A 15,318-nucleotide genomic window follows, 5' to 3' on the forward strand; every position below is an offset into this window, starting at 1 on the left:
ATGATCCCCCTCAAAATCGTTCATTGTGCAAATTTTAGTGAATCAAAATATGGCGCTGTTTACTACGCAATAGACAGAAAAATATCCAATGGACTCATTCGCAATGACCATTTTGTTTATGACTTTAGTTATCGGGAAGTCGCAAAAAACTCCACTTTCTTTAAAAGTAAAAAATTTGGAGTCAAAAATGCCAATAACGCACTTCTTGAAACCCTGAAAAATATAGAACCCGACCTTTTACTTTTAGGACATAGCGAACTTATCACCTTTGAAACTCTACGCACGGCAAAAGAGCTGTATCCTCAAATGAAAATCGCTATGTGGTGGGTAGATTGGATTTATAATTTAAATCATATTTTGGAAAGATTAGAGCTTATTGACCACTTTTTTATTACGACAGACCCTAAAGAGTTACTACAGACAAATCTTCATCAAAAGTTGTATGAAAAGTGCAGCTATCTGCCCAATATCTGTGACTCATCCATCGATACATGTAAAGCGTTTGAAAACAAAAATTATGAATTTGATCTCCTTTTCATAGGAAGATACGATAAAGAACGCGAGAAATTTATCGACTTTTTAAAACACTCCTTTTCGCATTTAAAATTAGGCTTTTTTGGACTGACCAAAGAAACTGTTTTGACAGGAAGCCATTACATTAAAACAATTGGAGGATCTAAAATTGGTATTAACTACAGCAGAAAAAACGATATCAGCATGTATTCATCCGATAGGATTATTCATCTTCTCGCCAATGGGGTACTGGTTTTTTCTCCTCGCATACCCAATCTTGAAACAATTATCGAAGAGAATGAAATCGTCTATTTTGACGATTATGAAGATTTTACATGTAAACTTCATTATTACCTTGAACATAATGAAGAAAGAATCAAAATGAGCAAAAAAGGTTGGTTAAAAGCACATCAATGTTTTAATGAGAAAGTGATTACACAAAGTATGATAAATAAAATTTATTCAAATAATGGTGGTTTCGATGAATATTAATACTAATAGATCATTTTCTTTTTTAATAAAATTCTTTTTATTTATGTGGATTGCTTTTATACCCATGAAAACATCTGTTTATCAAATTAGTTTTATTGGTATTCTTGGAGTGTTTTTTACCTATTTGTTTTTACATAAAAAAATATTAATTCTAAAAAGTATTTTTATAGAGCATAAAAACATCGTTTTTTCTTTTGGAATTATTTTGATTAGTATGACTATTTCTAACAGCTTAAGCACCGTTACAACTATTGATTCATGGAGTGCAGAATTTCACTATGTTTTTAGATACTTTTTCATATTTGTGATACTTATATTTTTTCATAAAGAATCAATTATCAGTAAAAAATTTGTGTTATTTACTGTACTTTTTTCGCTATCATTTCAAGGCATTGATGGTATATCCCAAGCACTATTTGAATATGATTTTATAAAACATAATGTTAGTTCTATTAATGATGGACTTTCTGGTGCAACTTTTAATAGAAATACTTTTGGATTCTTTATGTCAATAGGAGTTTCAGTTTGCACAGGTCTACTTTTTTATAATCAAAGATATAAACTCACTTACATCAATATTTATATTCTAAGCATTCTTCTATTTATTTTTCTTTTTAACTTGCTTTTTTCATATTCAAGAGCATCTTGGCTGTTTTATGGTGTCTTTTTTCTCATTTTATGCTTTGCTGAATATAAAAAAATTTCAAAAAAACACTTCTTGATATTTTTAGTTATTGCTATTTTGATAGCCTTAGTATTTTTTTACTATGATAATCTGTTTTTCAGGCTAGGACAACTATTCAAGATGGAAGATAGCGGTAGAATCCCTATTTGGAAAGATGTTATTGATTTAATAAAACAAAATTATATTTTTGGCTATGGTCTTATGAGTTATGCCTCTATTGCCTCACAACCAATACTAAGTGTTCATAATAGTATTCTTGAAATACTGCTTTTTGTTGGATTATTTGGATTTATTTCATTTGCACTTTTACTCTATTTTATTTTAAGAGAAATAATACAGATAAGAAATCATTTTTATCTCGCATTGTTCTTTGCATTTCTTGTTATCACACAATTCGATAATAGCATTATAAAAAGTATTACCACATTGTCAAGCCTGTCAATTTTTGCATTTTTTATTTTTGCTAAAAATAATACTATCGAATCAACATAATAATGAATGAGTTTATTACTACCAAATGATAAATCTTTTTTATCTTATTAAATTAAAAAAAGATAGAATTTACATCTAAGTTTTTTAATTGCATTAAAAAACACCTTGCAACGATAATTTTTTAATATAAAGGAACCATAAATATTGAAAGCTTCAAATAAAGATAAAAAGAATTATTTTATATGAAAATAGCTGTTTTAGGAAAAAAAAATTACCTTTATTGGGATAATCATGTTTCAGATGCATTTCAATATCTAGGACATACAGTAAAAAGTTTTCAGATTAACTCAAGACCTTTTGCTATTCAAACATTAAGAGGGTTAATTAAACCCTTTAATAAAAAAAAAGCTCAACAACTGTCTGATGTAATGCATGCAAAGCGCATAGTAAAAGAATTAAATTCTTTTAAGCCTGACTTAATCTTTATCACAAGTGCTTTTTTTGTCTCCTGTGAATATTACATGCATTTAAAAGAAGTTATTTCTCGTCCATTAATTTATGCATGGGATGGGGATGGGGGAGTAGACTGTGCGGTAAATTCACACTATGTAGATTTTATAGATATTATGTTTGAATCAGAATATTATTATACAATCCAAAATAAATTATCCTTTAAAAATATAATACATTTACCATTTGCAGCCAATCCAAACGTTCACACACAATTAAACTTAAAACGCAAAAATGCTATTTATTTTTGTGGTGCCTGGAGTTTAGAAAGAGATGCGGTTATTACATCTATCAATTATCCCTTGACACTCAAAGGGTGGAATTGGAAAAGACTTTCAAAAAAGCAAAATTTTTATAGTATTGAAGAAGGTACAGTAAATATGACTAGGCAAGTTAAAGACTACAATTCCCACATAGCCGTATTAAACAAACATCAAGCAGTCAATCACATTGATGCACTAAATATGAGAACTTTTGAAGTTCCTGCTTGTGGTGCTTTATTAATTAACGATTTTAGAAAGGAATTACCCTATATGTATGACATAGATAAAGAAATATGTGTTTATAGGAATATAGAAGAATTAAGTGAAATTATTGGACGATTAGAAACATCTCCAAAGGATTTTGAACAAATAATTATATCAGGGTTCAAAAGAACATTGAATGAGCACACTTATCTCCATAGAATGCAAAAAGTTTTAACATATGTATAGTATTATAGCTATTTCAAAATTTTTAAAATTTTCATATTTTAAAAAACTAAAATTTATACTTAGAGGTATTTTTTTTAAGCAACAAATAAATGATTTATTTAATTTGCTTAATCAAAAAGAATTACATTATTTTCTCGTTAACTATCCAGAAATTTTAAATAAACCATTTCGGAGTTATCAATGTTGCAATATGCCAACACATGAAAAATTTAAAAATATATATTTTCATTATTCTTTTCTTAAGCAAAAATTTTGTTCAGAAAAAATTCAAATGATATATTCATTTAAAGGCTTCAACTTATTAGAAACAATGTTATCAGAAAATCTTTTATCTTTGAGATTATGTTATGTTGGTAATCTTGGGAAAGAAGGGGAATTGACATTGATGATGCTTTTAGATAATAAAGAAATTTATAGTATTCAATTTTCTTTCATAGAAAAATCTAACCAAGTCGAAATATATCTTTGTGGAATACAAAGTCGTAACGATGTCAACGGCGATGAGTTAAAAGATATTACAAAAAAAATGTATGGCTTACGTCCAAGAAATTTTATAATTTTTACGCTTCGTGTCATAGGTTCATATTTTAATTTATTACTCATTCAAGCTGTTAAAACTAATTTTCATACTTCAAATTGTTCTCGAGTAAAAAAAACTGGAAAGTTTTTTGCTAACTATAATGAATATTGGGAGGAAGAAGCAGGAGTTGACAATCAACAATTTTACACACTCTCCACAATAAACAGAAAAAAAGAGATGACTGAAATACCTTCAAAAAAAAGATCTCTTTTTAAACAAAGATACCAAATGTTAGATGCTTATGAGCTTGAAATAAAAAATAATCTATCTTTATTAACAAAGAAAGATGATAAAACAAATATTTTTGTAAAAGAGGATAAATCTATATAATGGATAAGAAAATCATTAAACTTGTAACACGAGGTTCAGATTATCGAAAATTTTCTTTATATCAATTCCAATCACCAAATAACAAAGGAATATGGAAAAATTGTATCTTTACATTTGATCCTTTCGAACAAAATTATGATTGGTTCGTCGTTTTAGATAATATGCCAACAAGTTTACTTAAAAGTACAGAAATCCTCCAATGTCCAAAAGAAAACACTATTTTTGTTACGAGTGAACCGAGTTCAATTTCAAGATACGGAAAAGCTTTTGCTGGACAATTTCATTATCTTATTACAAATCAAAATGAAAAAATTCTCCCTCATACCAATGCAATTCGTTCACAAACAGGTATTTATTGGCTTTACGGAAAAGATTTTGATAATATTGTTAAAGATACCCATCTACCGAAAACAAAGTTACTTTCTACAATCTGTTCAGATAAAAAAGATGGTCATACTATGCATAAAAAAAGATATGACTTTACGCAATTAATGGAAAAAGAAATACCAGAAATGGAGCGTTTTGGGAGAGGTTTCCAATTCATAGAAAAAAAATATCAAGCACTTGATGATTACAAATTTCATGTAGTTATTGAGAACCATATTGAAAACCATATGTGGAGCGAAAAGCTTGCAGATGCATTTTTAGGCTTTACAGTTCCTATATATTGTGGATGCCCTAATATATATGACTATTTTCCTAAAGATAGCCTTATCCAAATAGATATCAATCAACCACAAGAAGCCATTGAAATAATTAGAAACATAATTTCAATCCCAGGAGAATATGAAAGGAGATTTGAAGCCGTTCAAGAAGCTAGAAGAAAAGTCCTCTACGAATATAATCTTCTTGAGATGATAACAAACATTGTCAATCAATCACCATTACATAAGAATATGATACTAAATCAAAAGATACATTCAAGAAGATATATGAGAGCAAGAAATTTGGATGATTTATACTATTTTATACAATTTAGACTTTCAAATTTTGTAACATGTTTTATTCAAAAATATTTCGCTAAATAAAATCTAGTTATAATTTGCGAAATTTTCATTTACTAATTGTTCACTCATTGATAAACAAGAATATAAGAGAGTATTGTCGTGCTATTTAACAGTCATATGTTCATATTTTTATTTTTTCCGATAACGTTTTTTATCTATTTTTATCTCAATAGTAAACGTTTAACATCAGCAGGGATTGCATTTTTAGTTTTTGCTTCTTTGTTTTTCTATAGTTGGTGGAATATTCTCTATTTACCATTGATTCTCTCTTCTATTTTATTTAATTTTATTGTAGGAACCTATTTAAGTAAACATCAATACGTTATCAAGAAAAAAACACTATTAATCTTTGGAATCAGTGCCAACATTGCTCTATTAGGCTATTTTAAATACACTGTTTTTTTCTTAGATAATTTCAATGGTATTTTTGGAGCATCTATTCCACTTCCTCATATTATCTTACCTCTTGGTATTAGTTTTTTTACATTTACACAGATTGCTTATTTAGTTGATTGTTACAAAGATAAGGTCAAAGAGTATGATTTTATTCGTTATGCTCTTTTTGTTACTTATTTCCCTCATTTACTAGCAGGTCCTATTTTACACCATTCAGAGATGATGCCTCAGTTTGCCAATCTACGCAACAAGACCAAGAACTATCGAAATATCGCTATGGGACTTTTTCTCTTTTCTATTGGTTTATTTAAAAAGGTGGTGATAGCGGATACATTTGCTATTTGGGCCAATGCTGGGTTTGATACGGCTACCGTACTTAGTTTCTTTGAAGCATGGGCAACCAGTCTTTCCTATACGTTTCAGCTCTATTTTGATTTTAGTGGTTATACCGATATGGCTATTGGTATCTCTTTGATGTTTAATATCAAACTTCCGATTAACTTTAACTCTCCCTATAAAGCGTTAGATATTCAAGATTTTTGGAGAAGGTGGCATATGACACTTTCTCGTTTTTTAAGAGATTATATTTATATTCCACTTGGGGGTAATAGGCAAGGAGAGTTTAGAACCTATATCAATCTTTTTACCACATTTTTACTGGGTGGTCTTTGGCATGGTGCGGGTTGGACTTTTATTTTTTGGGGAACACTGCATGGTTTAGCTCTTATGATTCATAGAGCTTGGAAGTCATTTGGATTTTCTATGAACAGATACCTTGCTTGGTTTATCACCTTTAATTTTGTCAATCTTACTTGGATCTTTTTTAGAGCCAAGGAGTGGAGTGATGCGATTAAAGTCATTTCTGGACTTATTGGATTTAATAATATTGTGTTACCCGAAATATTCTCTTACAAATTAGCTTTTTTGAACAATATTGGAATAACGTTTGGGAAAGTAACCAATAATATTAACCCACTCGATAAAAATTCTATTTTACTTTGGACTGTCTCTGGATTTCTCCTTATCTTATTTTTTAATAATTCTATAGAAAAATCAAAAAAGCTTCAATTTAATCATCAAAACTTATTTTTTACACTTATAAGTTTTCTATATTGCATTTTAATTTTAAATAATATAACAGAATTTTTGTATTTCAATTTTTAATAAAGGGCTTATGTGAAAGTGAAACAATGGTCAAAAAGCTTGATTATTTATGGAATAGTTTCTCTATGTATTATTTTATTATTTAATTATTCTATTGATCCTTTCCAGCACTATCGAAAAGCTAAAATATATACTTTCAATTATTCAGGTAATCAAAGATATTTAAATCCTGGATTGGCTAAAAATTATGATTTTAATTCAATTATAATTGGAACATCAATGACAGAAAACTTTACTTTAGATAGAACAAAAATGATTATGCATAATCCAATTAAGTTGTCAATTGCTGGAGGAAAAGCCTATGAGTTTAAACAAATTCTTGAGATAGCTTTTGCTAGTCATAATATACAGACAGTATTATTTGGATTAGATGTATATTCATTTTTAAATATCAAAGAAAGTTATGATGGATTGCCTGATTACTTATGTGATGATAATTTTTTCAATGACTATAAATATTTATTACATTTTGATACACTAAAGAGGGCTTTTAAGGTATTGTTTTCAAAAGATAATAATAAAAATCAAAAAGACTATAATTATAATCACATGTTTGAATGGCAAGCGTTCAATCAAAAGAATTTTACTTTGGGGAATGTTATTGATAATTGGAATAACCGTGATAAATTATTTAAACATCAAAAAAATCTTTGGAATTTTCAAGAATTAAAAAATAATTTTGACGAGAGTTTATATAAAATAATAGCTGAAAATAAAAATATAAATTTTATTCTTTTTTTCCCCCCTTATTCAGCATTAACATATAAAGACTGGGAAGAAAAAGATAGTTTGAATACAATATTAGAATTTAAAGAATACATGTACAATAAATTAGCAGCTTTGGAAAATGTTTCTTTATATGATTTTCAAATAGCAAAAGAAATTACTCATAATTTAAACAATTATAAAGATATTACACATTATTCTCAAGATATTAATTATTGGATAATTGACCAAATATATTATGGTAATTTTCTTATAACTCCTGAAAATCAGAAACAAAACTTAATTTTTTTCTTTGACCAAATAAAAAATTACAATATTACTTTCTAAATTTTAGTCAATCTCATATACACAATCAATAGCTTGACAAATAATGTGTCCAATCATAATGTGCATCTCTTGAATACGAGGCGTATCATCACTTGGCACGACAATATTAATATCGCAAAATTCATTCATCACACCACCGTCTCTTCCACTTAGCCCTATAGTGCGACATCCCATGTTACGAGCAAGGCTTAAGGCTCGTACGACATTTTTACTGTGTCCACTGGTTGATATACCAATGAGTACATCCCCCTCGCGTGCTAATGCCTCTACTTGACGATCAAAAATACGATCAAAACCATAATCATTGCCCACCGCAGTTAGAACCGATGTATCGGTTGTCAATGCGATTCCAGCGAGCCCTCGTCTTTCACTCTTGTAACGTCCACTGAGTTCTGCGGCGATATGTTGAGCATCAGCCGCACTACCACCATTACCACATAAAAGGATTTTATGCCCATTTTTAAGTGCTTCGGTGGTGATAATAGATGCTGTATAAATATGACTTTGTAAACTCTCTATGGTTTTAGCAATAACAGCCTGATGTGAGAGCATCTCACGTTTTATCATTTCCATCATTTTTGTTGAGCCCTCTCAATAATCTTTGTTGTACTTTTGCCTTCTACAAACTGAACAAGTCGTACTTCTTTAGCAATATCACTTCCAACAACCACTTTACCTTCATAATCAGCCCCTTTAACCAAGATATCGGGCTTAATAGCTGAGATAAGATCAAATGGCGTATCTTCTTCAAAAGGAACCACATAACTAACTGATTCAAGACTTGCTAAAATATACGCTCTATCTTCGAGTGGATTAATAGGGCGACTCTCACCTTTAAGGCGCTTAATCGAATCATCCGCATTAAGCCCAACAATAAGCATATCACCAAAACTTTTTGCCACTTCCAGATACTTCACATGTCCCACATGTAAGATGTCAAAACAACCATTGGTAAAGACAATTTTTTGATTTTTCTTCGTTTGTAAAAGATGTACCATCTCTTGTTTTGTTTTAATTTTACTCTCAGCCGTTGCAGCCCTTAAGCTATGCTCATACGCATCAACTTCATCTAAAGTTACGGTTGCACTTCCTAGTTTTCCAACCACAACGGCTGCAGCAGAATTTGCAAAGGAAGCGGCTTCTTGTATACTTAGCCCACACGAGAGCCCATAACCAATACTGGCTAAAACAGTATCTCCTGCTCCTGTGACATCATACACTTCACGCGCAACGGTTGGCATTTTTAGAAACTGCTCACCAAAAATTGCCATACCATCTTCAGAGAGCGTTATAATGGCATATTCTAAGCCCAAGCTCTCTTTAAGTAGGCTTCCTGCTTTTTGAAGGCTTTCATCATCTTTGATGGCTATTTTTGTAGCAAGACTTGCCTCTTTTTTATTGGGAGTGATAAGTGTTGCACCCTTATATTTCGAGTAATCTTCCCCTTTAGGATCAACTAAAATGGGCTTTTGATATTTTTTTGCAAACTCTATCACATGACTTGTAAAGGTTGTTGTTAACACTCCTTTGCCATAGTCAGAGAGCAAAACGACATCGACATTTGGAATGTAGGAAGCACATTGCGACAAAAGTGCATCAACAGAAGCTTTGGTGATGTCATCTTTGGACTCACTATCATAACGTACAACCTGTTGATGTGAAGCTATGACACGACTTTTTTTACTGGTTTTTCGATTTTCTTGTTTAACAATACCTTTGGCATCGGCGCCTAACGTCTCAAGCATACATAAAAGTTCTTTGCCGTTTTCATCATTTCCAACAACGCTAAGAACACTCACTTTTGCACCCAAGCTTAACAGGTTATTAACCACATTACCTGCGCCTCCAAGTACCGTGCTTTCTCTTTGAACATCAATGACTTGAACAGGAGCTTCAGGCGAAATACGTTCACATTTCCCCCACAAATAGTGGTCTAACATCAAATCGCCAATCACTAAAATAGAAGGTTGATAACTGCGTAATCTATCCATGTTTCACTTCACTTTCATATATACGTTTAATCTCTGGGACATACGCCTTAATGCCCTCTTCTAAACTCACACTTGGTGCATAGCCCAATTCTTCACGTGTCGTTTTAATATCCGCTTCGGTATGCATTTGATATGCCCCAATATAAGGGTTTTCAAAATACTCTGTTCCTAAATTGACACCTAACTCTTTTTGTAAAATATCAGCAATATCTTGGAAACTACGAGGCTTGGCTGTACCAACATTAAAAACACCACACTTGCCCGATAATGCCGCTTTGATATTAGCTTGTATCACATCATCAATATAAATAAAATCACGTAAAATTTTATCAGATCCGTAAAAAAGGCGTGGTGTTTTACCGCTTAAGATTTGAAGCCCTAGCTGCAAGACCATCGAAGCTGTTTTATTTTTAAAATACTCCCTTGGCCCATACACATTAAAATAACGTAACCCTATAACAGACATTGAAGGATGTTGTGCACAAAACCCACGAGCAAGATAATCCATGGAGAGCTTACTAAAGCCATACACATTTTGAGGCTGTTCATTGCCAACACGCTGAGGAGAAGGCGAATCCCCGTAAGTTGCACCACTTGAAGCGTAAACAACGACGGCATTGCTCTTTAACGCAAGTTCTAAGATAGACTTAAATGCATTCACATTCGTTTTAACCATAATACCTTGGTCTAAAACCGTAGTATCGGAAATGGCAGCTTCATGAAAAATATAATCGAATTTATAAGAGGTAAGTTTTGATAAGGCTGTTTCATCATTGATATCACCACTAATGACTTCGCCTTTAAAACCTATAAGATTTTTAAAGTGTCCAAAGCTCTTGAGATTGCCATTTGAAAAGGTTGCTTCACTTCTAAAAATATCAAAAACAACAACCTTGGCAGTAGGAAAATTTTCTTGAAAATAAAAAGCAAGGTTGCTACCGATAAACCCAGCCCCACCCGTAATAAGCACGGTTTTGGAATTAAACATGTCAGACCTTAATATTGAATAAGGTCTATTGTATCCAAAACTAAATTAACGCAATATTTAGCCCCACTGTTTTGATCTTCACCAAGAAAGATCGTGTTTTCTATCTTCGCACCCTTTGCGGCTTCTATATCACTTGTTTTATCGCCGATCATCCATGAGCTTTTTACATCAATATCAAACGTCTTAATGGCCTCTTCAAACATACCACTTTTAGGCTTTCGACAAGTGCAGTTTGCTTCAGGATCATGCGGACAATGATAGATAGCATCCAGTTTGATGTTGGCATCTAAAAGCTCTTTTCGCATCCATCTACTTAAGGTCTGAAAATCTTCCTCGCGGTAATATCCTCGCCCAATGCCTGACTGATTGGTCACAATAATAAGTAGATAACCAAGCTTTTGAAAATGACTTAGCGCTTCAAATATTCCATTGCAAAACTCAAAATCTTCGACTTTATAGACATACGCTTTATCGACATTGATAACACCATCACGATCTAAAAAAATAGCTTTCTGCACTTATTCTCCAAGCTCTTTCGTGATATCACTCAATAAATTTGTATATTCCAAATAACCAAACGAGTCTTTTTGAGAGATTAAAGTATTTTTTGCTTTGATAAAGAAGATCTTCGCTTCTTCACGATTTTTCAAATCATAGGCTAAAAATTTTCCCATGTAATAGTTTGCATATAGATGTTTCGGCTCTTTCGCAAGTACACTTTGCACCTCTTCAATGGCAGTGTAAATTTGCAAATTTTTCTGAAGCGCAAGAGCACGTTTAAGGCGTACCATGTGCTGCATACTATCGGCTGAAAGACTTTTTTTATACATCTGCGCAGCTTCATTAAAAATGCCCATTTCAAAATAACCATCACCCAATTTATTCCACGTCTCTTTATCATTGGTGCGTGCCGCTTGTTGCTTGAGGTTGGTGACTTTAAGTGCGAAAGGAAGTACCGTTGCTATACGGCTATTTTGAACATTATGAGGATCAATCGAATAGGCATTAACAAGAAGATCAAATCCTTGAGGAATATTTCCAAGTTTGAGATAAATATTGGCAAGTTGAAGCATACAAACTGTATTAGTTGGCTCTTTGACTAAAATAGCCTCAATCGCCTCTTTCGCTTTTAGTGTATCGGTTCTTTCTACTTCACATACACTGTGCGTAGCGCTAAAAAGAGCACTTGTCACACATACCAATGCTATTATCCCTCGAAACAAATGAGCCCCTATCAAATGTAAATTATTGGATTATACCGAAGTTTTACCGAAACAAAAATTGAACTTTTACCTACCTTAGAAAAACTAAGCAGGGTTAAAGTATGGTTAGTTATAATTTTTCACACACAACTTAAAAGGGGTATCTTAATGAAAAAAGTTTGCACAATTTTAGCAATTGCAGCAGTATCTAGTTTGATGGCAGCCGATGGCGCAGCGATCTACCAATCAAAATGTTTTTCCTGTCACGGAGATAAAGCAGCTAAAGCAGCACTCAATAAATCACAAATCATTGCAGGTTGGGATGCAGCAAAAATCGTTGCGTCTGTTAACGGATATAAAGATGGCAGTTACGGTGGTGCAATGAAAGGCGTTATGAAACCTATCGCATCTGGTTTGAGTGATGAAGATCTTAAAGCAGTAGCAGCAACTATCGCTTCATACAAATAAGTTTCTGATTCAATGGTACGACACCAAGGGCTAAGCTCTTGGATCGTATCAATCTGGCGGGGCGTATCCCGTCTCTTTTTTCTCTTTTTGTTTTAAAATCTCCGCTTTTTTACGTTCCATCATAACCGCATCATTTAACGATTCTTCACTATCGAACTGTGTACCATCTAAAAACTTTTTATGATCATCAAATTGTCCACTTTTTATTCCCCACAAAAGCGCCCATAAACCAAATGCTCCTAAAAGTGTAGAAGCACATAACATCATTGCAATAATCCAACCATCCATACTCTAAAGCCTTTTTAGAACATTTTTAATACGCATCGAATTTCCAACCACAACCAGTGAACTTAAAGACATTGAAAGTGCCGCAAACAGCGGTATTACATAACCACTCATGGCTAAAGGAACAGTGATGACATTGTAGAGAAGCGAAAAGAGCAAATTCTCTTTCACCACACGTAAGCTTTTGCGTGCGATGAGAAATGCTTCATATAGGCTATTGACGCTATCATTGGTCAGTACAACATCACTTACATCCACCGCAACATCCGCTCCACTTCCCATAGCAATGGCTATTTCACTCTGCGAAAGCGCTAGTGTATCGTTGATGCCATCTCCAGCCATGACCACCTTTTTACCTTCTCGGCGTAAAGCTTCGATATATGCTGCTTTTTCATGAGGTAAAAGTGCGGCTTCATACGTCTCAATGCCTGCTTCTTTTGCAATCTCTTGGGTAACTTTTAGATGATCTCCACTTAGCATGATAACATGCAGTCCAAGCTCTTTGAGCGCAGCAATACTCTCACAAGCGCCTTCTTTGAGGCTATCGCGTAATCCAAAGCTAGCAACCAACACACCATCAAGTGCAAAGAAGTAGTGACTTAAAGTGTCTAAATTGTGAGGTAACGCAACCATAATGCCCTCTTCTTCCATCATTTTGGCATTGCCACCTAAAAGCTTATGTCCCTCAAAAAATGCCTTTACGCCTTTAGCTTCCACCGTTTTAATGTGCTCTAACTGCTTCAATGCCAAAGTGGTCCCAGAGTCTTGTAAAAAACGTACAATGCCTTGGCTAATAGGATGTGTCGAACTGCTCACCAACGCATACAACAAAGAGTGGTCAAAATTGTGCAGATACAGATGTTCAACAACTTCTGGCTTTCCTTTGGTTATCGTTCCTGTTTTATCAAGGACTAATGTATCGCACTTTGCCATACTTTCTATAAAGCCTGCTTCCTTAAATAAAATACCTCGCTTAGCTGCCAATCCTAGTCCTACCAATGTTGCCACAGGTGTTGCCAAAGAGAGGGCACAAGGGCACGCAATGACAATAACAGAAATGGCAATAATTAAACCTGTTTCAAATGAACTACTCTGATAAGACCAAAACAGCAATGTCGAAAATGCTAAGAGCAAGATGGTTCTGGAAAAATATCCTGAAATTTGATTGGCGAGTTTTTCAATTTTTGGCTTTTTATTCATGGCATCTTCGAGCAATGTCACGAGCTTTGAAAGCATCGAGGAAGAGAATGTATTGGTCGCTTGGTAGCGAATAACACTGTCTAAACAAATGGAACCACTTAGGATTTTATCGCCTTTTTGTGCGAGTACAGGGATGGATTCGCCACTTAAACGAGAAAGATCAAAAGAGCCCTCGCCTTCAAGAATTATGCCATCAATTGCAACTTTATCGCCTGCTCTTACTTCAATGATTTCGCCTACTTCAATGCTCTCCACACTGGTTAAAATCTTCTCATCCCCTTTAATGAGTGTTACCTCTGTCGGCATAGCGCTTCCAAACGCATCAAGCGTATCGACTGCTTTTTTCTTGGTTAAAACTTCTAAGTATTTCCCTGCAAACACGAAGGTGATAATCATCGTCACGGAATCAAAATAAACCTCGGCATTACGAGAGAACATCGCATAAAGGGAAAAAATATACGTTAGTGTTGCCCCTGTCGCCACTAAAAAGTCCATCGTTATATAACGATGTTTAATGCCATAGTAGGCCCCTTTGAAATAAATCGAACCTGTATAAAAAAGCGTTGGTGTCGCTAAAATAAACTCCGCAAAATTGAGAATGTTTTTAATATTGCTTTCCATACCCGTGAAGTACCCTGCGTACTGCGCGATAGCAATCCACATGACATTCATGGTCGCGAAAATACCTACAAGTAGTTTAGAATAATACTCCCTGCGCTGCGCGGTTGCTCTTTCTTCTCCACTTTTAGGGTCGTACGGATAGGCGTTATAGCCAATGCTACGAATGGTTTCAATAATCTGTGAGAGCTTAATCAATGAACCATCCCACACAATTTTTGCTTTATGGTTCGTATAGTTAATGCTCACTTCAACAATGCCTTCTTGCTTGGAAAGCACTTTTTCATTCAACCACACACATGCGCTGCAATGAATTCCTTCTATAATGAGAGCAATCTCATTTAAACCTTCTTTTGTGGTTTTAACATATTTAGAGATAAAGCCATCCAAGTCAAAACGACTGGCATCATCCATGGTTGCTTTAGGGGGTTCAAGGGTAGTGTCGCCCATCTTTTTATAAAAAGTGTCAAGCCCTTCATCTTTTAAAAGATGAAAAACACCTTGACATCCCTTGCAGCAAAAAAATTTGGGAGTTTGAAAAGTTGTGTCTTGAAGTAACATAGAAGAGTCATATTCTAAATGGCAGTGATCGCAACGTTGTTTGCTCATATTAATCTTTCATTTTTTTTACACGCTTCCCAAGCAAAGCTTGAAGAACTACGCTAACCGCTATGGTACTGAAGCTTGCCTC

At 33.5% G+C, this 15,318-nt stretch carries 15 protein-coding genes; 8 read left to right on the forward strand and 7 right to left on the reverse strand.

The genetic code is table 11. From position 1 onward, the window contains the following. From UCH001_RS10115 to UCH001_RS10145, 7 genes are all read left to right on the forward strand, one after another. A complete protein-coding gene (locus UCH001_RS10115; protein ID WP_067177505.1) occupies positions 1-1,005 on the forward strand; it encodes a glycosyltransferase in 1,005 nt (334 codons plus the stop codon). After that, the gene (locus tag UCH001_RS10120) at positions 995-2,182 is read left to right on the forward strand and encodes an O-antigen ligase (protein WP_067177507.1); all 1,188 of its coding nucleotides are present in this window, start codon (positions 995-997) and stop codon (positions 2,180-2,182) included. Before UCH001_RS10115 ends, UCH001_RS10120 begins: the two co-directional genes overlap by 11 nt. 182 nt (positions 2,183-2,364) lie before the next feature. Then, on the forward strand, positions 2,365-3,345 hold the full coding sequence (locus tag UCH001_RS10125; protein ID WP_067177509.1) for a glycosyltransferase: 981 nt from the start codon (positions 2,365-2,367) through the stop codon (positions 3,343-3,345). Continuing rightward, entirely contained in the window at positions 3,338-4,255 is a 918-nt protein-coding gene (locus tag UCH001_RS10130) for a DUF535 family protein (protein ID WP_067177511.1), read from the forward strand. The genes UCH001_RS10125 and UCH001_RS10130 overlap by 8 nt, the downstream gene beginning before the upstream one ends. Continuing rightward, complete coding sequence (locus UCH001_RS10135; RefSeq protein ID WP_067177515.1) at positions 4,255-5,283, forward strand: glycosyltransferase family 10 domain-containing protein; 1,029 nt, start codon at positions 4,255-4,257, stop codon at positions 5,281-5,283. Before UCH001_RS10130 ends, UCH001_RS10135 begins: the two co-directional genes overlap by 1 nt. A 78-nt stretch (positions 5,284-5,361) precedes the next feature. Then, positions 5,362-6,822, forward strand: coding sequence for an MBOAT family protein (locus tag UCH001_RS10140; RefSeq protein WP_067177516.1), 1,461 nt, complete (start codon positions 5,362-5,364; stop codon positions 6,820-6,822). A 12-nt stretch (positions 6,823-6,834) separates the two neighbouring features. Beyond that, on the forward strand, positions 6,835-7,875 hold the full coding sequence (locus tag UCH001_RS10145) for a hypothetical protein (RefSeq protein ID WP_067177518.1): 1,041 nt from the start codon (positions 6,835-6,837) through the stop codon (positions 7,873-7,875). Between the two features lie 3 nt (positions 7,876-7,878). Here UCH001_RS10145 and gmhA read toward each other — a convergent pair whose 3' ends face one another. Genes gmhA through UCH001_RS10170 form a run of 5 tightly spaced genes read right to left on the reverse strand, consistent with a single transcriptional unit; the run spans position 7,879 to position 12,077 of the window. Next, entirely contained in the window at positions 7,879-8,451 is a 573-nt protein-coding gene (gene gmhA / locus UCH001_RS10150; protein WP_067177520.1) for a D-sedoheptulose 7-phosphate isomerase, read from the reverse strand. After that, positions 8,448-9,866 (reverse strand): D-glycero-beta-D-manno-heptose-7-phosphate kinase, encoded by a 1,419-nt coding sequence (rfaE1, locus tag UCH001_RS10155; RefSeq protein WP_067177521.1) that lies wholly within the window; start codon positions 9,864-9,866, stop codon positions 8,448-8,450. Before rfaE1 ends, gmhA begins: the two co-directional genes overlap by 4 nt. After that, a complete protein-coding gene (rfaD, locus tag UCH001_RS10160) occupies positions 9,859-10,854 on the reverse strand; it encodes an ADP-glyceromanno-heptose 6-epimerase (protein WP_067177523.1) in 996 nt (331 codons plus the stop codon). The genes rfaE1 and rfaD overlap by 8 nt, the downstream gene beginning before the upstream one ends. A gap of 8 nt (positions 10,855-10,862) precedes the next feature. Next, positions 10,863-11,372, reverse strand: coding sequence for a D-glycero-beta-D-manno-heptose 1,7-bisphosphate 7-phosphatase (gmhB, locus tag UCH001_RS10165; RefSeq protein WP_067177525.1), 510 nt, complete (start codon positions 11,370-11,372; stop codon positions 10,863-10,865). Further along, positions 11,373-12,077 (reverse strand): hypothetical protein, encoded by a 705-nt coding sequence (locus UCH001_RS10170; RefSeq protein WP_067177527.1) that lies wholly within the window; start codon positions 12,075-12,077, stop codon positions 11,373-11,375. Positions 12,078-12,224: 147 nt separating this feature from the next. Between UCH001_RS10170 and UCH001_RS10175 the strand changes: the two genes are divergently transcribed. Continuing rightward, positions 12,225-12,524 (forward strand): c-type cytochrome, encoded by a 300-nt coding sequence (locus tag UCH001_RS10175; RefSeq protein WP_067177528.1) that lies wholly within the window; start codon positions 12,225-12,227, stop codon positions 12,522-12,524. 48 nt (positions 12,525-12,572) lie between these two features. Here the strand turns inward: UCH001_RS10175 and ccoS are convergent, their stop codons facing one another. Both ccoS and UCH001_RS10185 read right to left on the reverse strand, forming a co-directional pair. Beyond that, on the reverse strand, positions 12,573-12,812 hold the full coding sequence (gene ccoS / locus UCH001_RS10180) for a cbb3-type cytochrome oxidase assembly protein CcoS (protein ID WP_067177530.1): 240 nt from the start codon (positions 12,810-12,812) through the stop codon (positions 12,573-12,575). 3 nt (positions 12,813-12,815) lie between these two features. After that, positions 12,816-15,236 (reverse strand): heavy metal translocating P-type ATPase, encoded by a 2,421-nt coding sequence (locus tag UCH001_RS10185; RefSeq protein ID WP_067177532.1) that lies wholly within the window; start codon positions 15,234-15,236, stop codon positions 12,816-12,818. Positions 15,237-15,318: the final 82 nt, after the last annotated feature.

The sequence above is a fragment of the Sulfurospirillum sp. UCH001 genome, assembly GCF_001548035.1.
Classification (GTDB): domain Bacteria; phylum Campylobacterota; class Campylobacteria; order Campylobacterales; family Sulfurospirillaceae; genus Sulfurospirillum.

Coding starts and splice junctions, on each gene's coding strand:
- UCH001_RS10115 (WP_067177505.1), top strand. CDS start 1: ATGATCCCCCTCAAAATCGTTCATTGTGCAAATTTTAGTGAATCAAAA.
- UCH001_RS10120 (WP_067177507.1), top strand. CDS start 995: ATGAATATTAATACTAATAGATCATTTTCTTTTTTAATAAAATTCTTT.
- UCH001_RS10125 (WP_067177509.1), top strand. CDS start 2,365: ATGAAAATAGCTGTTTTAGGAAAAAAAAATTACCTTTATTGGGATAAT.
- UCH001_RS10130 (WP_067177511.1), top strand. CDS start 3,338: ATGTATAGTATTATAGCTATTTCAAAATTTTTAAAATTTTCATATTTT.
- UCH001_RS10135 (WP_067177515.1), top strand. CDS start 4,255: ATGGATAAGAAAATCATTAAACTTGTAACACGAGGTTCAGATTATCGA.
- gmhA (WP_067177520.1), bottom strand. CDS start 8,451: ATGATGGAAATGATAAAACGTGAGATGCTCTCACATCAGGCTGTTATT.
- rfaE1 (WP_067177521.1), bottom strand. CDS start 9,866: ATGGATAGATTACGCAGTTATCAACCTTCTATTTTAGTGATTGGCGAT.
- rfaD (WP_067177523.1), bottom strand. CDS start 10,854: ATGTTTAATTCCAAAACCGTGCTTATTACGGGTGGGGCTGGGTTTATC.
- UCH001_RS10175 (WP_067177528.1), top strand. CDS start 12,225: ATGAAAAAAGTTTGCACAATTTTAGCAATTGCAGCAGTATCTAGTTTG.
- ccoS (WP_067177530.1), bottom strand. CDS start 12,812: ATGGATGGTTGGATTATTGCAATGATGTTATGTGCTTCTACACTTTTA.
- UCH001_RS10185 (WP_067177532.1), bottom strand. CDS start 15,236: ATGAGCAAACAACGTTGCGATCACTGCCATTTAGAATATGACTCTTCT.